The organism is Pseudomonas sp. PD9R (assembly GCF_019200975.1).
Classification (GTDB): Bacteria; Pseudomonadota; Gammaproteobacteria; order Pseudomonadales; family Pseudomonadaceae; genus Aquipseudomonas.
In genome coordinates, this window is sequence record NZ_JAHTMR010000005.1 from 256,395 (window position 1) to 283,194 (window position 26,800).

Genomic DNA, 26,800 nt, shown 5'->3' on the forward strand with positions numbered 1-26,800 from the left:
AAACCAAACGAAATCGTTCGGAAAAGGAAGTTTCTAATGAAGCGACTGTTCTGCTTGGCTGCGATTGCGGCCGCACTGATGGGGCACAGTTTTACCGCGCAGGCGGCAGGCGTAGAGTTCAGCGTCGGCCAGACCAGCGATTCGACCATGACGTATCGATTGGGTATGCAATTCGATTGGGACAAGAGTTGGTGGCAGACCGATGTCGGCCGCCTGACTGGTTACTGGAGCGGCGCTTACACCTATTGGGAAGGTGACGAGGCGTCCAGCAATAACAGCCTCTCTTTTTCGCCCGTGTTTGTTTACGAGTTTTCCGGCCAGAACGTCAAACCTTACGTCGAAGCAGGAGTGGGTGTGGCGGTGTTCTCGCATACTCAAGTTGAAGACAACCACCTCGGCACAGCCTTTCAGTTTGAAGACCGCCTCGGTTTTGGTCTGCGCTTTGCTGGCGGACATGAAGTCGGGATTCGAGCGACACACTATTCAAACGCCGGCATCAGCAACCCGAACGACGGTATAGAAAGCTACGCGCTGCATTACACGATGCCGTTGTAAGCACATCACTCTGTGGGAGCGAGCCTGCTCGCGATTGCGGTCTGACATTCAATATTGAGTTGGCAGATATACCGCCATCGCGAGCTGGCTCGCTCCCACAGTGGGCAAATTGATTCACTTTCAGCGATACGCCGTCGAAATCCCCTGGCGCTCTTCGATGCACTCCGGCGCACCCATCTCGAACTCTCGGCAAATCAGCGGGCGTTTTTCGTAGATGGTGCACATCATCGTGTTGCGATCCAGCGCGGCGCACCAGCCGTCATCCAGCCGCAGCATGACTTCCCCGCCCCAGTCATCGGTGTCGATAAACCGCTCGGGCACGCCGGTGTCGGTGATCAGCATCACTTCGAGCTGGCAGCAGCAGGCTGCGCAAGTCGAGCAGGTGACCACTGGCTCGGCGATTTGTGTATGGGGAATGGTTTTCATGGCGCGCAGTGTAAGGCAGTCGCTCGGCACTGTGTGAAAGCTCTGACGGACGCTCATGTGACGCCAGGTTTCAGCCGGGTAGATGACCCGTGCTGCGTTCAGGCATCGAAACGGCCGAGCAGCGGCGCGGTGATCGCCGAGGGTTTTGCCAACAGCAACTGCGCGGTGCCAATGGTGCGCTCCAGGAAACCACCCTCGCAGTAACACAGGTAGAACTCCCACAACCGCAGGAAATAGTCGTCGTAGCCCAATTCACTCAAGCGGCCATGGGCTCGGCGAAAATTCTCGTGCCACAGGCGCAAGGTTCGCGCGTAGTGCAGGCCAAAATCTTCCATGTGCAGCAAGTTCATATCGGTGTCACGGCTGACGATCTCCAGCATCTTCTGCACACAGGGCAGGGCACCGCCCGGGAAGATGTAGCGCTGAATAAAATCGACGCTGTCCTTGGCCTGTTCGTAGCGCTGCTCGCGGATGGTGATTGCCTGCAACAACATCAGGCCGTTGCTCTTGAGCAGGTGTGCACACTGCTTGAAGTAGGTCGGCAGGAAGCGGTGGCCGACGGCCTCGATCATCTCGATCGACACCAGTTTGTCGTATTGGCCGGTGAGGTCGCGGTAGTCCTTGAGCAACAAGGTGATCTGGTCTTGCAGGCCGAGGTCGATGATCCTTCGTGCGGTAAACGCGTACTGTTCTTTGGACAACGTGGTGGTCGTGACTTGGCAGCCGTAACGCTGCGCCGCATACAGCGCCATGCTGCCCCAACCGGTGCCGATTTCCAGCAGGTGATCCGTCGGCTTCAGGGCCAGCTTCTGGCAGATCCGCTCCAGTTTATTCAGCTGCGCCTGTTCCAGGCTGTCCTCGTCGGTCAAAAACTGCGCCGCCGAATACATCATGGTCGGATCGAGAAATTGTTCGAAGAGGTCGTTGCCCAGGTCGTAGTGGGCGGCGATGTTTTTCTGTGAGCCCTTGCGCGTGTTGCGGTTCAGCCAGTGCAGCGCTTGAACCAGAGGCCGACCCAGTTTCGCCAGGCCGCCTTCCATGCCGTCGAGTACGTCCAGGTTGCTGACGAACACCCTGACCACCGAGGTCAGGTCCGGTGAACTCCAGTAACCCTGGATGAACCCTTCCCCCGCGCCTATCGAACCGTTGCTTGCGACCAGCCCCCAGGCGGCGGCATCGAGGATATGAATTTCCCCCAGCAATCGACTGCCGGCGCTGCCGAAGACGTGGCGTTCACCGTCTTCAATCAGCACCAATTGCCCATGTTTGAGCTGCGCCAGTTGACGCAACACGCCACGCCGCAGGAGCGATCCAGTCAGGCCGTGGGGGCTGAACAGGTTGCCTTTGACCGTGACGCTAGAGGATTTCATGGCGGCGATCCTTGGTCAGGACGGTGGCGGTTTGAAAGCTGCCGTCGGCGTCACGATGAGCAAACAACGGCACGCGCTTGAGCAGCAGGCGCAGGGCTTGCCAATAGATCGCCAGCGCGGTTTTTGCGGTCATCCACGGAAAGCGTCGCAAGTAACGGTGCAGACTGGCGCGATCCAGGGCTTCACGTTTGAGCGTGAGCGTGGCGTCGAACAGTTTCTCCTCGCCTTGCCAGTCGGCCATATGCACGCCAAGTTTTTTGGCGACCGGGCTGAAACTCATGCGGTACTGGATGTCGCGCGGGATAAAGGGCGACACATGAAAGGCTTTTGGCACGCTGAAATGTTGATGGAAATCCAGCAGGTCTTGCGGGGCCTTGGCCGGCAACACGTAGTGATAGCGCTCGCGCCACGGCGTGTTGCTGACTTCGCAGACAATCGCCGCCAGTTGCCCGTCCGCTTCATGGCAATAGAAAAAACTCACCGGGTTGAACGACAAACCCCAGCTGCGCGGTTGGGTCAGCAGACAAACCGAGCCTTGCGGTGCATGCCCGATGGCCTCGCTGACCTGTTGGCGAACCGCGTCGATCAGGCGCATGCCGTTGCCGGTATGGGCTTTGAGGTAATCGCTTTCACGAAACGAAAACGGCGCAAAGCGGCCGAACCCCGCCAGTCGCGACAAGCTGAAGACGGTGTCCTGTTCGTCGAGATCGAGGTACAGAAGGCCAACCCGATAGCGAAACTGGTGGCGGCGCGGGGCGAAGCGCCGATGGGCGATCCAGCCGCTATACAGGGCGCTGTTCACAGGGATTCTCCGAACGCATGGGCAACCCGCAGTGCGCTGACCACACCGTCTTCGTGAAAACCGTTCGCCCAATAGGCACCGCAATAATAGGTGTGTTGTGCGCCCTCCAGTTCCTCCCGGCGCGCTTGCGCGGCCACCGCTGCCAGGCTGAATTGCGGATGAGCGTAGGTGTATTTGGCGAGCACTTTGAACGGACTGATGACGGCGCTCTGGTTGAGGCTCACGCAGAATGTGGTATCGCTCTGAATGCCTTGCAGGATGTTCATGTCATAGGTGACGGCGGCGTGTGTATGGCCCGAGCCGCTGAGGCGAAAGTTCCAGCTGGCCCAGGCGAGTTTTCGCTCAGGCAGCAGGCGCGTATCGGTGTGCAGTACCACCTCATTGTCGGCATAGGGCAGCGCGCCGAGGATCGATTGTTCGGCCTCGCTCGGTGTGGCCAACAGTTTCAGCGCCTGATCGCTGTGACAGGCGAACACCACTTTGTCGAAGCGCTCGCTACCGTCGCGGCTGTGGATAAGTACGCCGTCCACATCGCGCTCGACCCGCGTGACGGCGCAGTTGAGACGAATTTTTTCGCGAAAGCTGGCCGTCAACGGGTCGATGTAAGCGCTAGAGCCGCCCTCGATGACCTGCCATTGCGGTCGATGGTTGACGGACAGCAGGCCGTGATTCTTGAAAAACCTGACAAACAATTGCAGCGGGAAGGCCAGCATGTCCGCCATCGGCATCGACCAGATCGCGGCACCCATCGGCACGATGTAATGCAGGATGAAACGCTCGCCGTAGCCGCCGGCCTGCAAGTAATCATCCAGCGTGGTGTCGGCTTTGATCCGTTGTTCTTCCAGGTCGCGCAGGGCTTCTTTATTGAAGCGCAGGATGTCCCGCAGCATGCCCCAGAACCCCGGGGAAAGCAGGTTGCATCGCTGGGCGAACAGGCTGTTGAGATTATTGCCGTTGTACTCCAGGCCGGAGTCCGGGTCGGTGATCGAGAAACTCATTTCGGTGGGTTTGAAACCCACGCCGAGCTGCCCCAGCAAGCGAATGAAGTTCGGGTATGTCCAGTCATTGAACACGATAAAACCGGTGTCCACCGCGTAGCTGCGGCCATCAACCGTGACGTCCACGGTGTGGGTATGGCCGCCGACCCAGTCGCTGGCCTCGAACAGGGTGATCTCGTGACTGCGATTGAGCAGATAGGCGCAGGTCAGTCCCGAAATACCGCTGCCGATGATGGCAATGTTCACGGCTGGTCCTTGATGGGCGGATTGCTGCGCACCATACGCTTGCCGATCGCCAGTTTTATCCGGTCGGGTAATTTCGACATTGGCCAGAGGGCCGCCATGAACATCCCTGGAAACGCGATTTCCAGCGGCCGATCCTTGAGCTTGGCGAAGATGTGTCGCGCGGCTTTATCTGCAGGCCAGCTCATGGGCATAGGGAAGTCGTTTTTCGCCGTCAGCGGCGTGTCGACGAATCCCGGGCTGACCACGGTGACTTCAATACCTTCCGGTGCCAGATCGATGCGCAACGACTCGAACAGATAGCGCATTCCAGCTTTCGAGGCGCCATAGGCTTCCGCTCGGGGCAGCGGCAGGTATGTGACCGAACTGGCCACGCCCACCAGATGCGGGGCAATACCCGCCCGCAGCAGCGGTAAAGCGGCTTCGATGCAATAGCTGCTGGCCAGCAAATTGGTGCGTACCACGTGCTCGATGATCGAGGCATCGAACTGCTTTGCATCCACGTATTCGCAGGTGCCGGCGTTCAGAATGACCGTGTCCAGCGACCCCCAAGCCTCGGCGATCTGTTCGCCGATTTCACGCACGGTCTGGCTGTTGGTCAAGTCGCCGGCCACCACCAGCACTTGCCCCGGATAACGCTGAGACAAGACTTTCAGCGGTGCCAACGTACGTGAACTGACGGCCAGGTGGGCGCCGGTCTTGAGGATTTCTTCGGCCAACGCAGCGCCAATACCACTGCTGGCGCCGGTCAGCCAATACCTTCGTGGCGTTGTAAAGCTCATCCCATTCTCCTTTTCAGCCAGGCAATCGCTCGGCCCAACACAGGTAGATGTTCGTAAAGCAGTGCCCCGGCATCGAAGTAATCCCGGTGGCAATAAACTTTGTCGCGCCAGCGCAAATGTGAGCAGCCGTCGACCCGAATCAGCCGGCCACCTGCCAGGCGCGGATGACGGTAGCTCATGACCCAGCGCAAGTAACCTTCGCCTTCGCCGATCTGGTCAAAGCCATGAAAATCGAAGCGCAGTTCACTGACATTGGCGTACAGCTCGGCGAAGTAAGTGCGCAGGTGGCCAAGGCCTTGTACGTCGTGCAGCGGATCAGTGAAGCGCACGTCTGGGGTGTAGAGCTCGTCGAGGCGTTGCAGATTGTCTTTGTCCAATGCTGAAAACTGCCGGGCAAATTGCCGCAAGAAACTACTCATGGTCGTCTCCGGCACTTTGCCGCGACGGCAGGTTCTTGAACGCAGCCAGCGCCCGTTCGCGAGACATACCGAGATTGACGATTGGCACTGGATAATGGGCAACGCTGAACAGACCACCGAGTTGTGCCGGGTTGTGCACTTCTTTTTTGTTCAACCCGGCCAGCTGCGGCAACCAATGCTTGATGAACAACCCTTCGGCGTCGAATTTTTCCGACTGGCTCAGGGGGTTGAAGATCCGGAAGTACGGTGCCGAGTCGGTGCCGGTGGATGAACTCCATTGCCAGCCGCCGTTGTTCGCCGCCAGGTCGCCATCGATCAGGTGACGCATGAAAAAGCGTTCGCCTTCACGCCAGTCGATCAACAGGTTTTTGGTCAGAAACATCGCCACAACCATGCGCAGGCGGTTGTGCATCCAGCCGGTTTCCAGCAGTTGGCGCATGGCGGCGTCGATGATTGGCAGGCCGGTGCGTGCTTCTTGCCACGCGGTCAGTTCTTCGGGAGCGTCGCGCCAGGCCAGCGCTTCAGTTTCCGGCCGGAAAGCACGGTGCCGGGAAACCCGTGGATAACCCACCAGAATGTGTTTGTAGAACTCGCGCCACAGCAGTTCATTGATCCAGGTGACGGCACCGACCTTGCCGCTTTCGAACTCGCCCTGATTGCTTTGCAGCGCGGCGTGCAAGCACTGGCGGGGGGAAATCACGCCGGCGGCAAGGTAGGCCGAGAGTTGGCTGGTGCCGGGTTTCGCCGGGAAGTCCCGCTCGCTTTGGTAATAGTCGATTTGAGTGTCGGCGAAGGTGTCAAGGCGGCGACGGGCTTCGGCCTCGCCGGCCGGCCACAATGCACGCAAACTTTCGGTTGGCGTTGCGAATCCTTCGATACGGGTCGGAATCGTATCGCTGGCAATGTTCAGCGGTGCTTGCGCCATTGGCGTACTGACAAGGCTGGGCAGCGACCGGTGCAGGCGCTCGTAGCAGACTTTGCGGAACTGACTGAAGACCTGGAAGTAAGTGCCGGTTTTGGTCAGTACGCTGCCAGGCTTGAACAGTAATTGATCGAGGTAACGCCGCACTTCAATGCCTTCTGCATTCAGGGTCTCGACCACCGCGGCGTCCCTACGGGATTCATTGATGCCGTATTCCTCATTGAGGTACACCGCATCGATCTGCAACTGCTGGCATACATCCAGCAAGACCGCCGGCGCGTCATCCCAGCGAGGGGCGTTGCGGATTAGCAGGGGAATGTTCAATTGGGCCAACGCCAGGCTCAACTCGCGCAGGTTGCGCAGCCAGAAGTCCACTTTGCATGGCGCGTCGTCATGTTCCAGCCATTGCTCCGGGCTCAACAGGTAGACCGCCACCGTCGGGCCCCGCGCTGCGGCGGCCGAGAGGGCGGTGTTGTCATGTAGGCGCAAGTCGCTGCGCAGCCAGATCAATTGCATGATGTTCTTCACTTTAAATAAGCCCGCGCTGAGCCAGGACCTGATGGGCCGCCAACGGATTTTCGGCCAGGTACAAATCAGCGATCTCTGAAGTTCTTACGGACAACTCGGCTTGGTGGATGCATACCGTTGGTCCGACGATCATTTTTGGGCAACTGACGCCGTTCAAAAGTTTCGGCAGCTGCGAAAGGTTTATGGCTTTGCTGGAATACAGCAGTACGCCGCGGGGTTGCAGATAATCGACCGCCAACGCCAGTTCACCGGCCGGGAGTGGCCAGTCGAACACTTCCACCGGGCAATCGGCGCTACTGATCAGCCACGCGGTCAGCCACAGATGAGGTTCCAGTGGCAGGTTCGAATGATTGATCAACAGCAGCGGCGCGGTGTGTAGCTGACGGTTGTTATGGTAGATGCGCGCACCGAATTTACTGCGCAGCCAGGAGTAAAAAAATACCCGTTCCATCTGCGCGCCGAACTGGCCTTGCCAGCGCTGCTCCAGTTCTGTGAGCAAGGGCATCAGCAATTGCTCGCACAAGGTCCGTGGCGGATACAGAGCCATCGCCTGGTTAACGGTGTCGTCCAGTGTGCGTTCGGTCAGTTGCATGACCGCTTGCAGCAAGGTCTGGCGCAGCAACTGCCAATCATTTTCCACGGATTCGCTGAAGGCCTGCGGAGTGTCGAGCAGTTGCTTGACCTGGCTGACGGCAACGCCGCGATTGAGCCAGGTGAGGATGGTCAGGATGCGTTGCACATGTTCGGCCGAGAACAGTCGATGCCCTTTAGGCGTCCGTTGCGGCACGATCAGGCCATAGCGCCGCTCCCAGGCGCGCAAGGTGATGGCGTTGACGCCGGTCTGTCGCGCCACTTCGCGGATCGGCAGCCAACCCTCGTCCAGGGCCTTTTTGAAGTCGGTGCCCAGGTCTTCGCTGGCACTGGAGTCGAGTGCGTTTTTCATCAGAGCGCATTTCGCAGGCTGAGGTTTTCCGGGTGCGGTTGCAGGTAAACCTGCTGCGCAATATACGGGTCCGGGTGCTGGCGAAAGTGATGCTTGAGCAGAGTCAAGGGCACCACCAACGGCACGATGCCGTGGCGGTACTGGCCAATAACGTGCTGCATCTCCTGCTTGTCCTCGGCACTGATCGCCTGTTTCAGGTAGCCGCTGATGTGCTGCAAGACGTTGGTGTGGGTGCGCCGTGTCGCGCACTTTTTCAGGGCGGCCATCAGCTCGCTGAAATAGCGTGGGCCAAGCTCTTTTGGATCGGTGCGGCCCATATTGCCCAGCAGGTTACCGAGGGTTTTGTACTGCACCGGGTTGTGGGCCATCAGCAGGTATTTGTAACGCGAGTGAAATTCCGTGAGCGAGCGGCGGGTCAGGCCTTCCTGCAACAGCTGCTGCCAGGCGCTGTAGGCGAACACGCGGGTGAGAAAGTTTTCGCGCAGCACCGGGTCGTTGAGGCGACCGTCTTCTTCTACAGGCAAGTTTGGGTGCAGTGCGCAAAATGCCCGGGCGTAGATACCCTGGCCACCACCGTCCACCGGTGTGCCGTTGGCGTGGTAGACCTTGACCCGCTCCAGGCCGCAGGACGGGGATTTCTGCATGAAAATGTAGCCGCAGATATCGTCCAGTTCCGCCGCCATCGTCCGGCCGTAATCGGCCAGCGGCTGGGTGACGTTGATCTCGCGGTCGATCGTGCCAACGGCTTCGGGGTGATTCGGATCACCTACCAGCCGAATTGGCTCGCGGGGAATGCCCAGGCCGATCGCCACTTCCGGGCAGACCGTCACGAAGTCGAAATAGTCGGTGAGGATCTGGCTGCACAGTCGCGACGCCTTATGCCCGCCGTTGTAGCGCACCTCGGCTCCCATCAGGCAGGCGCTGATGGCGATTTTCGGTTTGGCAGGGGACAGGAGCATTGGCGCACCTCGAAATCTAAACCTGTACAGATCGTTAAATTTGTACAACTTAAGTTCATAATAGATTCAAAGGTGTACAAGTCAAATTTTTTGTACAGGTTTTTGTAGCGGCCCTGTAGCTGCCGAAGGCTGCGATCTTTTGATTTTGCCTTTTAAAAGCAAGATCAAAAGATCGCAGCCTTCGGCAGCTCCTACATTCGGTGGTGTGTGGCGCGAGATTTTACGGGTGGGCTGCTGTCCATTTCGACAGCAGCAACTTGCTCGGGTCGATGCGATTCACTGCAGGTGTTCATGCAGGCGGCGGGCGGCTTCCTGGCCGCTGAGCCAGGCACCTTCAACACGCCCGGACAGGCACCAGTCGCCGCAGGCATACAGGCCCAGATCGGCATCGGCCAGCGTGCCCCATTCATGACTGCTGGCGGGGCGGGCGTAGAGCCAGCGGTGGGCGAGGCTGAAAGTCGGCGCGGGCATGGAATCGTGCAGCAGCTCGGCGAAGGCACCGTGCAATTGCTCGATCACCGCTTCTTTGGGCAGGTCGATATGTTGGCGGCTCCAGGCACTGGTGGCGTGCAGGACCCAGGTGTCGAGGGTGTTGTCGCGCCCCGGTTTGCTGCGGTTGCGCGCCAGCCAGTCTAGCGGGCTGTCTTGCACGAAGCAGCCTTCCATAGGCGTATCCAGTGGCGTTTCGAACGCCAGCGCGACGGCCCAGGTCGGGTCCATTTTCACCCCGGCGGCGGCACCGGCGAGCTTCGGCGCGGAGGCCAGCAACGCAGTTGCCTGCGGCGCCGGCGTGGCGACCACCACATGACTGAACGGCCCATGGGTGAAGCCCTCGGCGTCTTGCAGATGCCAATGCTCTTCGCCGCGATAGACCTCGGTGATCCGGCAGGCGAAATGCACTTCGAGATCGCCGAGCAGGGCGCGGGTGATGGCGCTCATGCGTGGCGTGCCGACCCACCGGGTCTGTTCGTCCGGTGACAGATTAAGCTGGCCGCCCTGGAAGGTGTACAGCTGCGGCGTCCATTCGGCGACCCAGCCATTGGCTTGCCAACGTTGGACCTCGGTGACGAAACGGCGATCGCGGGCGGTGAAATATTGCGCGCCCATGTCCAGGGCGCCCGCATCGCTGCGCTTGCTCGACATGCGTCCGCCACTGCCGCGGCTTTTATCGAAAAGTTGCACGACGTGCCCTGCATCTGTCAGGGCTTGTGCGGCTGAGAGCCCGGCTATGCCGGTGCCGATGATTGCGATAGGTACAGTCATAAGGGCCTCGTTTACCTTTCTGTACAGACTACGCCGGGGTTGAAACCTGTACAATATTGTTTTTTGGTATAACTTTTAGCGTTCTTGTTCTGACAGCTTGGCCTATTGTTAAACACAGAGCCTGCCCGATACCAAAAGATCCCTTACTTATAAAAATAGACTAGTGATCAGGGTAAAACGCCACGCGAGGAAGAAGTCATGCACATATTGCTGACCGGCGGTACTGGTTTGATAGGACGTCAGCTCTGTCGACAGTGGATGAGTCAGGGTCATCGCTTGACGGTCTGGAGTCGCAAGCCTGAAAAAGTCACGAAAATCTGTGGCGCTCAAGTGCGTGGCGTTGCCCGACTCGAAGACCTTGGCGACGCTCCGGTCGATGCCATTGTTAACCTCGCTGGCGCCCCGATTGCCGACCGCCCGTGGACCCACAAGCGCAAAGCCTTGCTGTGGAGCAGCCGCATCACACTGACTGAAACCTTGCTGACCTGGCTCGAAAACCGCGAGCAGAAACCGCAGGTATTCATCTCCGGTTCCGCAGTCGGTTGGTACGGCGATGGCGGTGAGCGCGAACTCACCGAGGATTCGCCGCCGGTCAACGAAGATTTCGCCAGCCAGTTGTGCATCGCCTGGGAAGAAACCGCGCAGCGCGCCGAGGCCTTGGGTATTCGGGTGATTCTTATCCGGACCGGGTTGGTGCTGTCGGCGGAGGGCGGCTTTTTGTCGCGGCTGTTATTGCCGTTCAAATTGGGTCTGGGCGGCCCGATTGGCAATGGTCGGCAGTGGATGCCGTGGATTCATATCAACGACCAAATCGCCCTGATTGACTTTCTTCTGCATCGCAATGACGCCAGCGGTCCATATAATGCCTGCGCACCGAAGCCGGTGCGTAATCGCGAATTTGCCAAAACGTTGGCCAGCGTGCTGCATCGCCCGGCGTTCATGCCGATGCCGGCCTTGGCGCTGAAGGTCGGCCTGGGCGAGTTGTCATTGTTGTTGCTGGGTGGCCAGCGTGCGACGCCGGAGCGCTTGCTCCAGGCGGGTTTCACTTTCCAGTTCACTGATTTGCGCGCGGCTCTGGACGATCTGTCCAGCCGCCTTTGATATAGGACGTTGCATGACGGATCACGCGTTGCTTCTGGTCAATCTGGGCTCCCCAGCCTCCACTTCGGTGGCGGATGTGCGCAGCTACCTCAATCAGTTTCTGATGGACCCTTATGTGATCGACCTGCCATGGCCGGTTCGGCGCCTGTTGGTGTCGCTGATCCTGATCAAGCGCCCGGAACAGTCGGCCCATGCCTATGCGTCGATCTGGTGGGAGGAGGGCTCGCCGCTGGTGGTGCTCAGCCGTCGCCTGCAACAGGCCATGATTTCCCAGTGGCATCACGGCCCGGTCGAGTTGGCGATGCGCTATGGCGAACCGTCCATTGAGACATCGCTGCTGCGTCTGGCGGCGGCGGGGCACAAGCGCATCACCCTGGCGCCGCTTTATCCACAGTTCGCCGACAGCACCACTACCACCGTGATCGAAGAGGCCAAGCGTGTGTTGCGCGAGAAAAAACTCGACGTGCAACTGTCGATTCTCCAGCCGTTTTACAATCAGCCGGAATACCTGGATGCCTTAGTCGCCAGTGCCAAGCCTTATTTGCAGCAGGATTACGATCACTTGCTGTTGAGTTTCCACGGTTTACCCGAACGGCATCTGACCAAGCTTGATCCGACCGGCCAGCATTGCTTCAAGAATGAGGATTGCTGCAAGAACGCTTCACCCTCCGTCCTTGCGACGTGTTACCGCGCTCAATGCCTGCGCAGCGCATCCGAGTTCGCCAAACGCATGGGCCTGCCGGACGGCAAGTGGTCGGTGTCGTTTCAGTCACGTCTGGGCCGTGCCAAATGGATTGAGCCCTACACCGAAGCGCGCCTCGATGAACTGGCCAAGAGTGGGGTGAAGAAGATCCTGGTGATGTGCCCGGCCTTTGTTGCCGATTGCATCGAGACCCTGGAAGAGATCGGTGATCGCGGGTTGGAGCAATTCCGAGAAGCAGGAGGGGAGGAGTTGGTGCTGGTGCCTTGCCTCAACGATGACCCGCAGTGGGCACGGGCGTTGAGTTCGTTGTGTGAAAGGGCGCCTCTGGCGCTTTAAAAGCTTCGCGGGCAAGCCTCGCTCCTACAGGGGTATGTCGTTCAATAGATCGACACAAGACTTGTAGGAGCGAGGCTTGCCCGCGAAGGCATTCTTGAAGCTGACTTAGAGCAGCGGCTCATCCGCCTTTTTGTGCTTCCAGCTGTCATTGCCCGGCAGGATCAGGTTCAGCGCAATCGCCACCACCGCGCACAGCGCAATGCCTTTGAGGCCGAAGTCATCAGGACCGGTGCCCGTCCCTACCAGCACACCGCCAATCCCGAACACCAGGGTCACCGACACAATCACCAGATTGCGCGCTTCGCCCAGATCGATCTTGTGGCGAATCAGCGTGTTCATGCCCACCGCCGCAATCGAACCGAACAACAGGCAGAGAATCCCGCCCATCACCGGCACCGGAATGCTTTGCAACAGCGCGCCGAATTTGCCGATGAACGCCAGGCTGATGGCGAAGATCGCCGCCCAGGTCATGATTTTCGGGTTGTAGTTCTTGGTCAGCATTACCGCGCCAGTCACTTCGGCGTAGGTGGTGTTGGGCGGGCCGCCGAACAGGCCGGCAGCGGTAGTGGCAATGCCATCGCCGAGCAGGGTGCGGTGCAGGCCGGGTTTTTTCAGGTAGTCGCGACCGGTCACGCTGCCGACGGCAATGACCCCGCCAATGTGCTCGATGGCCGGGGCCAGGGCGACGGGAACGATGAACAGAATCGCCTGCCAGTTGAATTCCGGCGCGGTGAAGTGCGGGATCGCGAACCACGGTGCGGCGGCAATCTTCGCCGTATCGACCACGCCGAAGTAGAACGCCATGCCAAAGCCCACCAGCACGCCGGAAATGATCGGCACCAGGCGGAAAATGCCTTTGCCGAACACCGCGACGATCAGGGTGGTCAGCAGCGCCGGCATCGAGATCAGCATCGCCGTCTGGTAATGAATCAGCTCAGAACCGTCGCCGGCCTTGCCCATCGCCATGTTGGCGGCAATCGGCGCCATGGCCAGGCCGATGGAGATGATCACCGGACCGATCACCACCGGTGGCAGCAGACGGTCGATGAAACCGGTGCCTTTGATCTTCACGGCCAGGCCGAGGAAGGTGTAGACGAAGCCGGCCGCCATCACGCCGCCCATGGTCGCGGCCAGGCCAAACTGGCCCTTGGCGAGAATGATCGGGGTGATAAATGCAAAACTCGATGCCAGGAATACGGGCACCTGACGCCCGGTGACGATCTGGAACAGAATAGTTCCCAGGCCGGCGGTAAACAGCGCCACGTTCGGATCGAGGCCGGTAATCAGCGGCATCAACACCAGGGCGCCGAAGGCCACGAACAGCATCTGTGCGCCAGACAGCACCGTGCGCCAGAGCGGATCGTTGAACTCTTGCTGCATGGTCACGCGTCCTTCTGCTTGGTGCCGAAGATCTTGTCACCGGCATCGCCCAGACCCGGGATGATGTAACCGTGTTCGTTGAGTTTTTCGTCGATCGAGGCGGTATAGATGGTCACGTCCGGGTGGGCCTTCTCTACGGCGGCGATGCCTTCCGGCGCGGCAACCAGCACCATGGCGCGGATATCGCGGCAACCGGCCTTTTTCAGCAGGTCGATGGTAGCGACCATGGAGCTGCCGGTGGCGAGCATCGGGTCGATGATCATCGCCAGGCGCTCGTTGATTTCCGGGACCAGTTTTTCCAGGTAAGTGTGGGCTTGCAGCGTCTGTTCGTTGCGGGCCACGCCCACCGCGCTGACTTTGGCGCCCGGGATCAGGCTGAGTACGCCTTCGAGCATGCCGATACCCGCGCGCAGGATCGGTACTACAGTGATTTTCTTGCCGGCGATTTTCTCGACCGACACCGTGCCGCACCAACCTTCGATATCGTAGGTTTCCAGCGGCAGGTCTTTGGTGGCTTCATAGGTCAGCAGGGCGCCGACTTCCTGAGCGAGCTCACGGAAATTCTTGGTGCTGATGTCTGCGCGGCGCATTAGGCCAAGTTTATGACGGATCAGCGGATGGCGGATCTCGAGGATGGGCATGGGAAAGGCTCCGGCGGCGGGCAAAAAAACCGGCCTAGATTAATCTATCCGAGGGTGTTGTCCTATAGACATACAGTACGTTAGTCCACAAACGCTTGATCTGGCCGTGCGGGATGCGTACCTTTGCCCGCTTTTCCGAATCCGTCCCTCCCTTTACCACCCCCTTGGAGAGCGCCATGTCCGCTGATCTCGAGCATATCCGTCAAATCATGCGAGAGGCTGACTGCCTGTACACCGAAGCTGAAGTCGAGGCGGCCATCGCCCGCGTCGGTGCGCAAATCAACGATCAACTGGCGGACAGCAATCCGGTGGTGTTCTGTGTGATGAACGGCGGGCTGATTTTCTCTGGCAAACTGCTCACCTACCTGCACTTCCCGCTGGAAGCGTCCTACCTGCACGCCACCCGCTATCGCAACGAAACCAGCGGCGGCGACCTGTTCTGGAAAGCCAAGCCTGAAGTGTCGTTCATCGACCGTGACGTGCTGATCATCGACGACATCCTCGACGAAGGTCACACCCTGGGCGCGATCATCGACTTCTGCAAACACGCCGGCGCACGTAAAGTGCACACCGCCGTGTTGATCGACAAGGACCACGACCGCAAGGCTCGCCCGGACCTGAAGGCTGATTTCGTCGGTCTGCCGTGCATCGACCGTTACATCTTCGGTTACGGCATGGACTACAAAGGCTACTGGCGCAACGCCAACGGGATTTTTGCCGTTAAAGGAATGTAAGACATGACCGCGCCGCGTTTTCTTGATCAGACCTTGTTCGCCGAGTTGGCCGAGAAAGCGGTGGCCAGCGCTCGTGGGCGTCAACATCACAATTTTCATGAGATGGAAGACGCTTGCCATCGCATGGCCGTGGGATTGCAGCCGTCTACGTACATCCCGCCTCACCGGCATTTGGGCGATAACAAGGCTGAAACCCTGTTGGTCCTCAAAGGACAGTTGGGCTTGTTGATTTTCGATGAGTCTGGTGCGGTGGTGAGCAAGCGTGTGCTGCGGGCCGGTGGCGACAGCATCGGTGTCGACCTGCCGACAGGTGTGTTCCATGGGCTGGTGGTGCTTGAAGCTGACAGCCTGATGTTCGAATGCAAGGCTGGGCCTTATCGCCCGGTCGGTGAAGGTGAACTGGCGCACTGGGCACCGCGCGAAGGTGAGCCGGGTGTTGCCGAGTATCACGCCTGGATGCGCGCGCAGTTCGATTAAGACTCAAGCAAGATCAAAAGATCGCAGCCTTCGGCAGCTCCTACACGGACTTTTGTAGCAGCTGCCGAAGGCTGCGATCTTTTGCTTTGCGAGGACCCATAAAACCCGTGCTAGAGTGCTCGGCCCCGATTCCGGAGCCTGTCATGAGCCTTTTGATCCGCAGCTGCGCCGCCTTGTTGCTGGCCCTCAGTCTGCCTTTGGCCGCCGCCCCGGCGCCGATGCACGCGCAATTTCTGCCGCCGGATGACTTGACCCTGCGTGAAGCAGAACCCGAGCAACAACAATTGTTGCAAGTCACCGAGTATTCGGTAGTGGTCGGCAGTCAGCGTCAGTCAACCCAGCAGCCGATCCCGGTCACTTCGCCATTGTTGATCCGCCTCAAGGGCAAATCCTTGAATAAAGGCGCAACAATCAGTCAGGTGCTGGTCAATTTCGATGGCGAAAGCAAAAGCCTGAAAAAACCGGTCTACGACGACAAGAGTAAAACCCTGACGCTTTTCTACCCGATGGCTCAGTACCGGGTGGTGATCGACTTGTTGCGCAATGACACGGTGTATTGCCAGTTCCTCAGTTACGCTAACGGCCATGTCTGGGGCGATCTGCACACAGGCAGCACTCGTTCGCGTTGAGTGCCAAGCCTGCGCGGGGGTAAACTGCCCGCCCCGTGAAATGTCTGCGAGCTGGAGTCGGCAATGCGTAAAGATAAGAAACAAGTGATTGGTGACGAGATCGGCGATGAGCAGATCAAGTTGTTCCTCGATTTCGAACCGGTCGACGCCACTTCGCCTTCGTTGCACAAGCTGATCAAGGCCTACCGTGGCCTGCGCATCGATGACTTCGAGCGTTTCCTGACGTTCTTCGTCGAAGCCGGTTTCGACGTGAACGGCAAGGATGAGCAGGGCAATGACTTCGTCGCACTGATCAAGGATCAGCGTAATGCGCCGGAATACATTGAGCTGATCGAGAAAGCTCGCGGTTAAGATCAAGATCAAGATCAAAAGATCGCAGCCTGCGGCAGCTCCTACACTGATCTATGTAGGAGCTGTCGAGTGAAACGAGGCTGCGATCTTTTAGACGGCGCAAAAAAAAACGCCCCGCTCTCAACGAGAGCGGGGCGTTTTTTGTGAGGCCGAATCAAGCGTAGCTTTCGGTCTCGTTACTGGCTTCAACCAGTTCCAGCGCGACGTTGTTCTGCGCGTTGATCTTGCGATACAGCGCAGCGTCGGTTTCCAGGACTTTTTCACGGGCCGGGAAGATTTCCGCCAGTTTGCCAGCCCACTCGCCTTTGGCTTTGCCCGGGAAGCATTTTTCGATCAGTTCCAGCATGATCGAGACGGTCACCGAAGCACCTGGCGAAGCACCGAGCAGGGCGGCAAGCGAGCCGTCCTTGGACGCGACCAGTTCGGTACCGAACTGCAGAACGCCGCCCTTTTTCGCGTCTTTCTTGATGATCTGCACCCGTTGGCCGGCCACTTCCAGGCGCCAGTCTTCGGCTTTCGCTTCCGGGTAGAAACGACGCAGGGAATCCAGGCGCTGTTCCATCGATTGCATCACTTCGCTGACCAGGTACTTGGTCAAGTCCATGTTGTTTTTCGCCACGGCCAGCATCGGGCCGATGTTGCCGGCGCGAACCGACATCGGCAGGTCCATGAAGGAGCCGTGCTTGAGGAACTTGGTGGTGAAACCGGCATACGGTCCGAACAGCAGGGATTTCTTGCCGTCGACGACGCGGGTGTCCAGGTGTGGCACGGACATCGGAGGCGAACCTACGGCGGCCTGGCTGTAGACCTTGGCCTGGTGGTGTTTGACCACTTCCGGGTTGTCGCAACGCAGCCACTGGCCACTGATCGGGAAGCCGCCGTAGCCTTTGCTCTCTTCGATGCCCGAAGCTTGCAGAAGCGGCAATGCCGCGCCGCCAGCGCCGAGGAAGACGAACTTGGCGTCGACTTCACGGGTGTTGCCGCTGTTGACGTCCTTGATGCTGACGGTCCAGCCGCCGTTATTACGCTTCAGGCCGGTCACACGCTTGCAGTACTTGACCTGGGCATCGGGTGCGCTGGTCAAGTGCTTGAGCAACTGGTTGGTCAGGGCGCCGAAGTTGACATCGGTGCCGTTGAGCACGCGAGTGGCCGCCAGGGTTTCGTCAGCGGCCCGGCCCGGCATCATCAATGGCATCCACTCGGCCATTTTGGCCTTGTCTTCGGTGTATTCCATGTCGGTGAAGGCGTGGTGCTTGCTCAGCACATTGAAGCGTTCCTTGAGGAAGGAAACGCCACTGTCGCCCTGCACGAAGCTCAGGTGTGGAACCGGGCTGATGAACGATTTGCACGAGCCGAACGTGCCTTTCTTGGTCAGGTACGACCAGAACTGCTTCGACACCTCGAACTGGGTGTTGATGTGCACGGCTTTCTTGATGTCGACTTTGCCATCGGCAGACTGCGGCGTGTAGTTCAGCTCGCACAGGCCTGCGTGGCCGGTGCCGGCGTTGTTCCACGGGTTGGAACTCTCCGCAGCACCGGAATCCATCAACTCGACGACTTCCAGCTTGATCGCGGGGTCGAGTTCTTTGAGCAATACCGCGAGGGTGGCACTCATGATGCCCGCCCCAACCAGTACTACGTCGACTGCTTCGTTATGCGCCATTTAACGCGTCTCCAAAATCTGCAGCACCAAATTGACGGCATGGCTGCCAGGAGTGACGGGGCGTGTCAGTAATGCCCCAGGTACCCATGGCAGGATCGCCATGTCCGAATCTTCGCAATTTTTTGCAACTTCGACGGACGCTACCTGCCGGGTCTAATCAGAGCCCTATGAACTCATTTCAACGTGCGGCTGGCAATTCGACTTATGGTCGATACATCCGTTTGTGCAACCAAATCCGTAGCGGACAGGCTTCAGGCTCCGGTGTTCGAGGAATACTCGGTCCTGTGTCGTTGGGCTGTTGTAGACGCTAATGGTGCATGTTCAGACGCAAAACTATTCATTTGCTCGCCACACTCTTGTGAAGTTGTGAAAACCCGTTTTTTTCACGCTCTTTTGAAGACGTGAACCTCAAAAAAGGGCTGTCCCAGCCTGGCACCGTACCCGGATGGATTGCCGCCAGGGAATACATGGCAGGCAAAACGGGCAAACAGCTCAGTGACCGAGCGTAATGACAGCTCTGCAGATTCGCGAAAAGTGGGTTTTTGCCAGAGGAACAGCAAGCGCGCCAGCTTCACACGATCTGTGTGGGCGGCTCTCTGTGGGCGGTGCGGGGTGCCAATACCGAGGCATTGACGATGCTGCGAGGCCCGATCAGGAGACGTCCTTATAATCGGGGGGAGATTGTATCTAAGAAACGCAGGGAATTGGTCGTGTTTAATGACTTTTATTAGGCGTCTGGTCAGGTGGTTAACAGTTGCTGCGCTCGTGAGCGGGGTGTGTGCTGCCTGACGCGGGCACTGGCAGGCAATGGTTGGTGCAGCCAGTTGAGGCGAATTTCTTCGATTTCGACCCAGCCATCGCCCATGGGCTGCAGGCTGCATTGCTTGAATGCCTGGCAATGGCCGTTGCTGTCGAGCAGGGCAAAGCTGCGGTGCAACGGACGTGGGGCAAACAATGAAATGAGAAAACGCATGGGTAAGTACCGTGTTGGGGACTGCTACGAAGATTGCCAGCGAGCAGTTACATGCAGGTGTATGAGGGGTGACAGATGTATGACAGGAACCGCGGTCTGAAGGGTTTGTCAGAGATTTCAGCAATCACTGCAAGACGCTAGTTAGCCACAGTGGCGCACCGCTATACTGCCGGCCTGTTTGTACCTGATTCTGGAGAGAAGAGCATGTTGCAACGCCTGTTGTTCGGTTTGATCACTGTGACCAGCTTGACGCTGGTCGGCTGCGCCCACAGCCCGCAACAACTGAGCCCGGAACCCAAGCTCACGGCTCAACTGGCACCGGTAGGCCACGGTCAGCCAGTGGTGGTGCGTGTGGTGGACGGCCGTCCGTCGCCAACCCTGGGCACCCGCGGTGGCCTGTACCCGGAAACCAGCGCGATTACTGTGCAGGGCGCGCAGATTCTGCCCAAGTTACAAGCTCAGGCTGAAGCGGCCGTACGCCTGCTGGGCTTTACCCCAACCGCCAATGCGATGAATGCACCGCAACTGACCGTGACCCTGGCCGAGCTGAAGTACCAGTCGCCTAAAGAAGGCATGTACGTGACAGAGGCGACCATTGGCGCGACGTTCCGCTCCGATGTGCAGAATGCCAACCGTCGCTACAGCGGTCGTTATGGCGCGTCCCTGGACCAGCGTTTCGGCATGGCTCCGAACCAGGAAACCAACACCAAGCTGGTCAGCGATGTGTTGAGCGATGCGCTGACCCGTCTGTTCAAGGACCCGACCGTGGGTCAGATCCTCGGCGAATAACTGTTCGCCAGATGTAAAAAAGCCCGGTGCCAGCAATGGCCCCGGGCTTTTTCATACCTTCACCGAATCTGTAGGAGCTGCCGCAGGCTGCGATCTTTTGATCTTGCTGTTGACCACAGAAGATCAAGATCAATAGATCTCAGCCTTCGGCAGCTCCTACACGGTATCTGCGGGGTCAGGCGGCTTGCGAATAAAAGTCCAGCACGCTGACACCGGTCAGCAGATCTGCTTCCGGCAAGTCTGCATGCTGATGGCCGCCGAGGGCGCAGTAGACCAGCCAGTGGCGGTCCTGCACGTTGAAGGCGAGGCTGCCGACGAGGGTTTGTTGTTCGTCGTTGTGATTGATGAGATAGAGGCGATCCTGGTTTTCAGCGTGCAGCATGACAAGGTCCGTGTCGGTTTCGAGGGGCGACAGACTGGCGCATTCAGATGACGGCGCTGTGACGCAGGACAGCCATTGGTCAATTGTGTCGTTATTTGTCGCAAAGGTGAGGGCAGACGCGGAGGCTTTCGGTAGAATCCGCGCCGCGGTCGTCGGTTCGGCGTCTGCCACGCCTGTTTTGCCCGAGGTTTGTAATGTCGCTGCATTTGATGACGCTGTTTACCGCCCATCCTGCCAAATTGATCAACCTGCTGGCCTTGCTCTTTGCATGCCCCGGCGGATGGCTGTTGCACGCGACCCGTCGCCGCGAACAGCGCGCGCTGGCCAATCTGGAGGTGCAGACCCAGAGCCGTCGTATCGATGAGCCTATGTTGATGCTCGATGGCGCAACCACGCGCATGAACCGGTTTTTCTACCGCTTCGGGTTTGCTTGCCTGGGGTTGGCGTTGCTGGTGTCGTGGATTAGCACGCGGGTTTAGGTTTTAAAGGCAAAAGATCGCAGCCTGCGACAACTCCTACATGGAGTCGACGTTCACCCTGTAGGAGCTGGCGCAGGCTGCGATCTTTTGATTTTGAGTCAAAAAAAAACGGCGCCTTTAGGCGCCGTTGTCGTATCTGCGAATTGCCTTACAGCGGCAATCCTGCCTTCACACGGTACTGATTTCGCACCGGCGTTGCATATTGCAGCACCAGAAACGGACGATGCTCTTCGGGGCAGGCGTCCAGGCGTTGCTGCCATTGTTCCTGAGCCTTGGCCAATTCATCGGCGGGGAACAACTCGGCAGCATTTGGCACCTGCAATAGCGGATCCGCGTCCTGCCACTGCGCATAGGCCAGGTAATGCACGGGGAACAAGCGGTAACCGCCCAGGATCTGCCGGTCCATTTCAACCGCCAATTGCTTGGTGTCATCGAACAGTTCGGTGATCGGCGCGGCAAAGTTCACATGCACCCGGCCCTTGTAGCCGGTGATGCCCTTGGCGATGCTCACGTCGTCCTCGCCTGGCGCCTTGGTGTAGGTGCCGGTGGTGGCGCGGGTGTAGAGTTCGCGAGCCTTGGCCTGGTCGCACGGGTCGTATTCATAGCTGATCGACACCGGGGTGAGGTTCAGTGAGCGAATGACTTCGCCGAATGGCTCGTCCTTGCGGCTCATGTGGAACATCTTGAGGATCGCCGACTCGGTACGGTCGTCGCCGTCCTTGGCGCGGCCCTCGGCCTGGGCGATCCAGATCGAGGCGCAATCGTTGCGGATCGAATGGTTGATGTACGCCGACAGCAGCTGGTACGCCGCCATTTTCTCGCGACGACCGGTGATCGAACGGTGCACGATGAAGCTCTTGTTCAGGCGCATCAGGTCGCTGACGAAAGGCTTTTGCAGCAGATTGTCGCCAATGGCGATGCGCGGCGTCGGCAGGCCGGCGTGGTACACGGCGTAGTTGACGAAGGCCGGGTCCATCACGATGTCGCGGTGGTTGGCGATAAACAGGTAGGCGCTGCCGGACTTGAACTGCTCGACGCCGGTGTACGTCACACCGTCCGTGGCCCGTTCAATGGTGTGGTCGACGTAAACTTCGACTTTGTCCTGCAAAGTCGCGACTGAATTGACGCCGGCGAACTCACGACGCAGCCGATGAGCTATAAGAGGTTTGAGTGCCCAGCCTAAAGCGCCGGCAAAACGCGGGAAGCGAAAGTGGGTGAGGATATCTAGAAACGCCTTGTCGCCGAGCAGCCGTGCCAGCACTGCTGGGACTTCACTGTCGTCGTAAGGTCGGATGGCATCGAATTCGCCCATCATGCTCTCTTGTTAGAAACGGCTAGGGTAAGTAAAGGTTTTGATCGAAAACCAGCGGGGTACGGTCTGAAAAAGTAGTCAGACAAAAATAGCCCTGCAAATAGACCGGCGATTATACGCACAAGTCACCTGGGAGACCGCGATGCTGGAACCCGCAGTTTACGAATGCCCGTATTGTGGTGAGGAAGTCGAGACTTCTCTGGATTTGTCCGGTGGGGACCAGACCTATATTGAAGATTGTCAGGTGTGCTGCCGGCCGATAACGTTCGTTTTGCAGGTCCACGATGAGGAATGGCATCTCGAAGTTTTCAGTGAAAACGATTGAGGGGCGACTATGCAGCGCATCTATGAACCGGAAAACCTGATGGAAGGCGAGTTGCTCAAAGGCATGCTTGCCAGCGAAGGCATCGAGGCGCATCTGGTCGGCCGTGATCTGGTGGGCGGCACGGGTGAGCTGCCGATCTTCGGCCTGCTGGGATTATCGGTGGATAACGACCAGGCCGAATACGCCCGGGCGCTGATCACCGCGTACAATGCCGCGCTGCCGCTGTCCGGCGATGAACCGGAGAGCTTTCCCGGCACGCTGGTCTGTTAGGCTGGTGTTCGTTTGATCAAGAGTTGTGCTGCCCCATGTGTGGACGTTATGCCCTGTTTCGCTGGAATTCCGCCTTCGCGGCCCTGCCAGGCTTTCCCGCCGATCAGCAGGCCCAGTGGAACATTTCCCCCAATGATTCGGTGTTGATGGTGCGTGCCGGCGAAGACGGTCAGCGCGAGCTGGCCCGCGCGCGCTGGGGCCTGACACCACCGTGGTTGACCGACCTGTCCCGCACACCGGCCCATGCCCGCGCCGAAACCGTGGCCGAACAGCCGATGTTTCGCCAGGCCCTGCGCGAACGCCGCTGCCTGTTGCCAGCCAATGGTTTCTACGAATGGCGCGGCACCACGCGCAAGCGTCCATATTGGTTGACGCCGGGGGAGGGCTCGTCGTTGTTCTTTGCGGCGATCTGGGAAGCCTATCCGGTGCAGGAACAGGTGTGGCTGAGCACGGCGGTGATTACCCAGCCGGCGGCCAGTCAGCGTCGGCCGTTGATTCTCGATGCGGCGGCGCAGGACATCTGGCTCAATCCCGAAACACCGTTGCATGCCTTGCAGGCGCTGCTCGCCAGCGAACCCGCTGCGTTGCGCGAACGGGTGCTGGCCAACATGGTGAATGATCCGAAGCTTAATGGGCCAGAGTGTCTGACCCCGGGTTGAGTGGCAGCGATCCCCTGTAGGCGCTGCCGCAGGCTGCGATCTTTAGATCTTGCTGCTAAATCCTAAACCTTGAACTGATTGATCAACCGCCGCTGCTGCTCGGCCAGTTTGGTCAGATCCGCACTGGCCGCGCTCGATTCATCCGCGCCACCCGCCACTTCGTTGGCCACTTGCCCGATGTTGATCACGTTACGGTTGATATCGTCGGCCACCGCACTTTGTTCCTCGGCGGCGCTGGCGATCTGGGTGTTCATGTCGTTGATCACTGACACCGCTTTGGTGATGGTTTCCAGTGCTTCTGCCGCTTTGGCCGCGTGCTGCACACTTTCGTCCGTGCGGTTCTGGCTGTCCTCCATCACCCGCACCACATCCCGCGTACCTTGTTGCAGCTGCTGGATCATGGTCTGGATTTCTTCGGTGGCTTTCTGCGTCTTCTGCGCCAGATTGCGCACTTCATCGGCCACTACCGCAAACCCGCGACCCTGCTCCCCGGCTCGTGCCGCTTCGATGGCGGCGTTCAGGGCCAGCAGGTTGGTCTGCTCAGCGATCCCACGAATGGCGGTAAGGATCGCGTTGATGTTTTCGCTGTCCTTGGCCAGGGTCTGCACCACGCCGACGGCGCGGCCGATTTCCACTGCAAGCGCGCCGATGGAGTTCGACGTGTCGCGCACGATTTGCATGCCCTGACTGGCGGCCTGATCCGCATGACTGGCGGCTTGTGCAGCCTGGGTCGCGTTTCGCGCCACGTCCTGGGCGGTGGCGGTCATTTCGTGCACCGCCGTGGCGACCTGATCGATCTCGGCCATCTGCTTGTGCACGCCGGTGTTGGTACGAATGGCGATGTCGGCAGTGTGTTCCGACGAGTCGCTGACGCTCTGCACCGAGGCCACTACCTGAGTAATCATCACCTGCAACTTGGCCAGGAAGGTGTTGAAGCCTTTGGCAATCGAGCCCAGTTCGTCGGCGCGGTCGCTGGTCAGGCGGCGAGTGAGGTCGCCTTCGCCCTGAGCGATATCGTCGAGCATGGCGACCATTTGCTTGAGTGGGCGGGCGATGCCGTGGCCCACCAGCCAGATCACCAGCAAGCCGATACCGGCAATCAGCAGGCCGACCATGGCCATGCCGAACGTGTCGGATTTGCGCTGGGTGTTCAGGTCAGCCTGAAGTTTTTGCAGGTCGGCCATTACGGCGTTCAGCGGCAGTTGCAGCATCAGGGTCCAGCGGGCGTCGGTCTGGCCGATGCCGAAAGGCAGGTACAGTTCGATCCGGCCCTGGGCCTTGTCGACGGTGTAGGTGACTTCGCCACGCTTGAGATTGGCCATGTTGGCAATCTGTTTGCTATCGAGGATATCGCTGACTTTTTCGCCGAATTTGCTCGGGTCTTTGGTGTAGGCAACGATCCGGCCATTGCCGCCGATCAGGGCCATCTCGCCCGCGCCGCTGTAGAGTTTCTGGTTGGCGCCCAGGAGCATTTCCTGAATGAAGTTCACCGACAGGTCGGCACCGACGATGCCCTGGAAGGTGCCATTAAGCATGATCGGTTCAATGAAGGAGGCGAGCATGACGATTTTGTCGCCGACCTTATAAGGTGCCGGATCGATCACGCAGGACTTTTTGGTTTCCTTCGAGCACAGGTAGTACTCGCTGGCGCGCACGCCGGTGGACAGGGTTTTCTGGTCGTCGACGTCCACCAGTTTATCCAGGCCGAGGCTGCCGTCCTCGTTGCGGAACCACCACGGCAGGAAGCGCCCGTTGCTGGCGTCGATACCGACCACTTTAGTGCCGACGTAAGCCGCATCGTTGTGATCCAGCGCGTCTTTTTCCCAGCCGATGTAGGTGCCGAGAATTTTAGGATTCTTGGCCACGTTTTCCTTGATCAGGCCGATCAACTGCTCACGGCTGAGGCTCAGCGCGGGCTGGCCGTCGGCCCCCGGCGTGCCAATCAGCGCGTTGACCCGCACCAGGCCGCCGGCAATCAGCAGCGGTGCTTCGAGTTCACGTTGAATCTGGCTGACCTGGGTCTGCGCCAGTGACGTCAGGCGTTGTTCGATCACTTGCTCGAATTGCGCCTGGGTCCGCTCCTGGACCATGTCTTGCGTCCGTGCACCGGAAAACAATGCGTACACGACCAAAGCCGCGACGACACTAAGAACAATGGCGCCGGCAAGGGCGGCCACGGAAAACTGGATTGACTTGAATTTCATGGGTGCTCCGCACGCAATAGGTCGTCTGCGGAGATGTATCGGCCCGGGGGGGATGGGCATGAGCGGAAGCGGGTGAATTGACTGTTTAGCAAAGCGCTATGTCGCAAATGAGCCGTTGCGGGTCGTTGCCGACCGTGGTGGCTTGGCCGGGTATATGCATTTTTTCCTACGGCGAAGAGAGCTTTATCCGAATTACGCGTCTTATGTCCTTTGTATCTGGCGCCGATACATTTCCACGCCTAGGATACGGGCATGTTTTCAAGGGGTTTTTTAATGAACAAGACATTGGTTTTGTGCGCGTTGAGCGCAGGTCTGCTACTGACCGGCTGTCAGTCGGTCAACACCACCAGCGGTGGGGCTGTGGGTGTTGAGCGCAAACAGTACATGTTCAGCATGTTGTCCTCGGAAGAGGTCAACCAGATGTACGCCCAGTCTTATCAAAAGACCGTGGGAGAAGCGACCAGTCAGGGTGTGCTGGACAAAACCAGCAGCGATGCCAAACGCGTCCAGGCGATTGCCGATCGGCTGATTGCCCAGGCGCCGAATTTTCGACCGGATTCGGCTCAGTGGAAGTGGGAAGTGAACCTGATCAAGAGCGATGAGCTCAATGCCAACTGCGGGCCAGGCGGCAAGATCATTTTCTACACCGGGCTGATCGACAAACTGCAACTTACCGACGATGAAATCGCGGCGGTCATGGGCCATGAAATCGCCCACGCCTTGCGTGAACATGGTCGTGAAGCAATGTCCAAGGCGTACGGCATTGAAATGGCCAAACAGGGCGCCGGGGCGCTGCTTGGCCTGGGTCAGGACAGCCTGGCTCTGGCCGATACCGTGGCCAACTACGGCATGACGTTGCCCAACAGTCGTGCCAATGAGAATGAAGCAGATCTGATCGGCCTCGAATTGGCCGCGCGCGCCGGTTACAACCCGAATGCGGCGATCACGCTGTGGAACAAAATGACCAAGGCTTCGGAAGGCTCGCCACCGGAATTCATGAGTACGCACCCGAACTCGTCCAGCCGAATTGCGTCGTTGCAGGCGGCGATTCCGAAAGTCATGCCGCTTTACGAACAGGCCAAGAAGTCCTGATCGTCATGCGTCGAAGCCGCTGACGCCTTCGCGGGCAAGCCGCGCTCCTACAGATCACCCATCCTGTAGGAGCGAGGCTTGCCCGCGAAG

The 26,800-nt window shown here is 58.9% G+C and carries 30 protein-coding genes and 1 pseudogene; 13 read left to right on the plus strand and 18 right to left on the minus strand.

What is annotated here, in order from left to right; translation table 11 throughout:
• Window positions 1-36: 36 nt before the first annotated feature.
• On the plus strand, window positions 37-555 hold the full coding sequence (locus KUF73_RS13190; protein ID WP_218438465.1) for an acyloxyacyl hydrolase: 519 nt from the start codon (window positions 37-39) through the stop codon (window positions 553-555).
• 120 nt (window positions 556-675) lie between these two features.
• Here the strand turns inward: KUF73_RS13190 and KUF73_RS13195 are convergent, their stop codons facing one another.
• The 10 genes from KUF73_RS13195 to KUF73_RS13240 all read right to left on the minus strand — a co-directional run bounded on the left by KUF73_RS13195 (window position 676) and on the right by KUF73_RS13240 (window position 10,210).
• Complete coding sequence (locus tag KUF73_RS13195) at window positions 676-981, minus strand: YkgJ family cysteine cluster protein (RefSeq protein ID WP_218438555.1); 306 nt, start codon at window positions 979-981, stop codon at window positions 676-678.
• 98 nt (window positions 982-1,079) lie between these two features.
• Window positions 1,080-2,351, minus strand: coding sequence for a cyclopropane-fatty-acyl-phospholipid synthase family protein (locus tag KUF73_RS13200; protein ID WP_218438466.1), 1,272 nt, complete (start codon window positions 2,349-2,351; stop codon window positions 1,080-1,082).
• On the minus strand, window positions 2,338-3,153 hold the full coding sequence (locus tag KUF73_RS13205) for a DUF1365 domain-containing protein (protein WP_218438467.1): 816 nt from the start codon (window positions 3,151-3,153) through the stop codon (window positions 2,338-2,340). Before KUF73_RS13205 ends, KUF73_RS13200 begins: the two co-directional genes overlap by 14 nt.
• Window positions 3,150-4,397, minus strand: a complete 1,248-nt coding sequence (locus tag KUF73_RS13210; protein WP_218438468.1) for an NAD(P)/FAD-dependent oxidoreductase — start codon at window positions 4,395-4,397, stop codon at window positions 3,150-3,152. Before KUF73_RS13210 ends, KUF73_RS13205 begins: the two co-directional genes overlap by 4 nt.
• Window positions 4,394-5,176 (minus strand): SDR family oxidoreductase, encoded by a 783-nt coding sequence (locus tag KUF73_RS13215; protein WP_218438469.1) that lies wholly within the window; start codon window positions 5,174-5,176, stop codon window positions 4,394-4,396. The genes KUF73_RS13210 and KUF73_RS13215 overlap by 4 nt, the downstream gene beginning before the upstream one ends.
• Complete coding sequence (locus KUF73_RS13220; RefSeq protein ID WP_218438470.1) at window positions 5,173-5,595, minus strand: nuclear transport factor 2 family protein; 423 nt, start codon at window positions 5,593-5,595, stop codon at window positions 5,173-5,175. Before KUF73_RS13220 ends, KUF73_RS13215 begins: the two co-directional genes overlap by 4 nt.
• Window positions 5,588-7,033 (minus strand): deoxyribodipyrimidine photo-lyase, encoded by a 1,446-nt coding sequence (gene phrB, locus KUF73_RS13225; RefSeq protein ID WP_218438471.1) that lies wholly within the window; start codon window positions 7,031-7,033, stop codon window positions 5,588-5,590. Before phrB ends, KUF73_RS13220 begins: the two co-directional genes overlap by 8 nt.
• Before the next feature lie 13 nt (window positions 7,034-7,046).
• A complete protein-coding gene (locus KUF73_RS13230; RefSeq protein ID WP_218438472.1) occupies window positions 7,047-7,988 on the minus strand; it encodes a MerR family transcriptional regulator in 942 nt (313 codons plus the stop codon).
• Window positions 7,988-8,947 (minus strand): DUF523 and DUF1722 domain-containing protein, encoded by a 960-nt coding sequence (locus KUF73_RS13235; protein ID WP_218438473.1) that lies wholly within the window; start codon window positions 8,945-8,947, stop codon window positions 7,988-7,990. Before KUF73_RS13235 ends, KUF73_RS13230 begins: the two co-directional genes overlap by 1 nt.
• Window positions 8,948-9,223: 276 nt before the next feature.
• Window positions 9,224-10,210, minus strand: a complete 987-nt coding sequence (locus KUF73_RS13240) for an NAD(P)/FAD-dependent oxidoreductase (RefSeq protein ID WP_218438474.1) — start codon at window positions 10,208-10,210, stop codon at window positions 9,224-9,226.
• A gap of 198 nt (window positions 10,211-10,408) precedes the next feature.
• On the opposite strand from KUF73_RS13240, the gene KUF73_RS13245 reads away from it, so the two are divergent.
• Both KUF73_RS13245 and hemH read left to right on the plus strand, forming a co-directional pair.
• Complete coding sequence (locus KUF73_RS13245) at window positions 10,409-11,311, plus strand: TIGR01777 family oxidoreductase (RefSeq protein WP_218438475.1); 903 nt, start codon at window positions 10,409-10,411, stop codon at window positions 11,309-11,311.
• A 13-nt stretch (window positions 11,312-11,324) separates the two neighbouring features.
• Window positions 11,325-12,350, plus strand: a complete 1,026-nt coding sequence (gene hemH / locus KUF73_RS13250; RefSeq protein WP_218438476.1) for a ferrochelatase — start codon at window positions 11,325-11,327, stop codon at window positions 12,348-12,350.
• A gap of 105 nt (window positions 12,351-12,455) precedes the next feature.
• Here hemH and KUF73_RS13255 read toward each other — a convergent pair whose 3' ends face one another.
• Window positions 12,456-13,730, minus strand: coding sequence for a uracil-xanthine permease family protein (locus tag KUF73_RS13255; protein WP_217873473.1), 1,275 nt, complete (start codon window positions 13,728-13,730; stop codon window positions 12,456-12,458).
• A gap of 2 nt (window positions 13,731-13,732) precedes the next feature.
• Window positions 13,733-14,371 (minus strand): uracil phosphoribosyltransferase, encoded by a 639-nt coding sequence (gene upp / locus KUF73_RS13260; RefSeq protein ID WP_218438477.1) that lies wholly within the window; start codon window positions 14,369-14,371, stop codon window positions 13,733-13,735.
• A 176-nt stretch (window positions 14,372-14,547) separates the two neighbouring features.
• Between upp and KUF73_RS13265 the strand changes: the two genes are divergently transcribed.
• The 4 genes from KUF73_RS13265 (at window position 14,548) to KUF73_RS13280 (ending at window position 16,562) form a co-directional block, all read left to right on the plus strand.
• Window positions 14,548-15,105, plus strand: a complete 558-nt coding sequence (locus tag KUF73_RS13265; RefSeq protein WP_008045996.1) for a hypoxanthine-guanine phosphoribosyltransferase — start codon at window positions 14,548-14,550, stop codon at window positions 15,103-15,105.
• A gap of 3 nt (window positions 15,106-15,108) precedes the next feature.
• Window positions 15,109-15,582, plus strand: a complete 474-nt coding sequence (locus tag KUF73_RS13270; protein WP_218438478.1) for a WbuC family cupin fold metalloprotein — start codon at window positions 15,109-15,111, stop codon at window positions 15,580-15,582.
• A gap of 143 nt (window positions 15,583-15,725) precedes the next feature.
• Window positions 15,726-16,211, plus strand: coding sequence for a hypothetical protein (locus KUF73_RS13275; RefSeq protein WP_218438479.1), 486 nt, complete (start codon window positions 15,726-15,728; stop codon window positions 16,209-16,211).
• 63 nt (window positions 16,212-16,274) lie between these two features.
• Window positions 16,275-16,562, plus strand: a complete 288-nt coding sequence (locus tag KUF73_RS13280) for a PA4642 family protein (protein ID WP_218438480.1) — start codon at window positions 16,275-16,277, stop codon at window positions 16,560-16,562.
• 154 nt (window positions 16,563-16,716) lie between these two features.
• Here KUF73_RS13280 and mqo read toward each other — a convergent pair whose 3' ends face one another.
• The gene (gene mqo, locus KUF73_RS13285) at window positions 16,717-18,225 is read right to left on the minus strand and encodes a malate dehydrogenase (quinone) (protein ID WP_218438481.1); all 1,509 of its coding nucleotides are present in this window, start codon (window positions 18,223-18,225) and stop codon (window positions 16,717-16,719) included.
• Between the two features lie 739 nt (window positions 18,226-18,964).
• The gene (locus KUF73_RS13290; protein ID WP_218438482.1) at window positions 18,965-19,198 is read right to left on the minus strand and encodes a hypothetical protein; all 234 of its coding nucleotides are present in this window, start codon (window positions 19,196-19,198) and stop codon (window positions 18,965-18,967) included.
• 204 nt (window positions 19,199-19,402) lie between these two features.
• On the opposite strand from KUF73_RS13290, the gene KUF73_RS13295 reads away from it, so the two are divergent.
• The gene (locus KUF73_RS13295) at window positions 19,403-19,987 is read left to right on the plus strand and encodes a YajG family lipoprotein (RefSeq protein ID WP_218438483.1); all 585 of its coding nucleotides are present in this window, start codon (window positions 19,403-19,405) and stop codon (window positions 19,985-19,987) included.
• 175 nt (window positions 19,988-20,162) lie between these two features.
• Here the strand turns inward: KUF73_RS13295 and KUF73_RS13300 are convergent, their stop codons facing one another.
• The gene (locus KUF73_RS13300) at window positions 20,163-20,369 is read right to left on the minus strand and encodes a hypothetical protein (protein WP_218438556.1); all 207 of its coding nucleotides are present in this window, start codon (window positions 20,367-20,369) and stop codon (window positions 20,163-20,165) included.
• Window positions 20,370-20,563: 194 nt separating this feature from the next.
• On the opposite strand from KUF73_RS13300, the gene KUF73_RS13305 reads away from it, so the two are divergent.
• Entirely contained in the window at window positions 20,564-20,848 is a 285-nt protein-coding gene (locus KUF73_RS13305) for a hypothetical protein (protein WP_218438484.1), read from the plus strand.
• 148 nt (window positions 20,849-20,996) lie between these two features.
• Here KUF73_RS13305 and KUF73_RS13310 read toward each other — a convergent pair whose 3' ends face one another.
• Window positions 20,997-22,163 carry a 1-acyl-sn-glycerol-3-phosphate acyltransferase gene (locus tag KUF73_RS13310; RefSeq protein ID WP_218438485.1) on the minus strand — a complete coding sequence of 389 codons (1,167 nt, stop codon included), beginning with the start codon at window positions 22,161-22,163 and terminating at the stop codon, window positions 20,997-20,999.
• A 139-nt stretch (window positions 22,164-22,302) separates the two neighbouring features.
• Here KUF73_RS13310 and KUF73_RS13315 point away from each other — a divergent pair, with 139 nt between their 5' ends.
• The 3 genes from KUF73_RS13315 to KUF73_RS13325 are packed head-to-tail and all read left to right on the plus strand — an operon-like array spanning window position 22,303 to window position 23,414.
• Window positions 22,303-22,485 (plus strand): CPXCG motif-containing cysteine-rich protein, encoded by a 183-nt coding sequence (locus KUF73_RS13315; protein WP_218438486.1) that lies wholly within the window; start codon window positions 22,303-22,305, stop codon window positions 22,483-22,485.
• A gap of 9 nt (window positions 22,486-22,494) precedes the next feature.
• Window positions 22,495-22,755, plus strand: a complete 261-nt coding sequence (locus tag KUF73_RS13320) for a putative signal transducing protein (RefSeq protein WP_218438487.1) — start codon at window positions 22,495-22,497, stop codon at window positions 22,753-22,755.
• A gap of 35 nt (window positions 22,756-22,790) precedes the next feature.
• Entirely contained in the window at window positions 22,791-23,414 is a 624-nt protein-coding gene (locus KUF73_RS13325; RefSeq protein ID WP_218438488.1) for an SOS response-associated peptidase, read from the plus strand.
• A gap of 62 nt (window positions 23,415-23,476) precedes the next feature.
• Here the strand turns inward: KUF73_RS13325 and KUF73_RS31710 are convergent, their stop codons facing one another.
• Window positions 23,477-24,319: a methyl-accepting chemotaxis protein gene (locus tag KUF73_RS31710; RefSeq protein ID WP_371135469.1), complete on the minus strand. Its 843-nt coding sequence runs from the start codon at window positions 24,317-24,319 to the stop codon at window positions 23,477-23,479.
• Between the two features lie 15 nt (window positions 24,320-24,334).
• A pseudogene (locus KUF73_RS31715) lies at window positions 24,335-25,678 on the minus strand (HAMP domain-containing protein); the annotation flags it as partial.
• A gap of 213 nt (window positions 25,679-25,891) precedes the next feature.
• Here KUF73_RS31715 and KUF73_RS13335 point away from each other — a divergent pair.
• A complete protein-coding gene (locus KUF73_RS13335; protein WP_218438490.1) occupies window positions 25,892-26,710 on the plus strand; it encodes a M48 family metallopeptidase in 819 nt (272 codons plus the stop codon).
• Window positions 26,711-26,800: the final 90 nt, after the last annotated feature.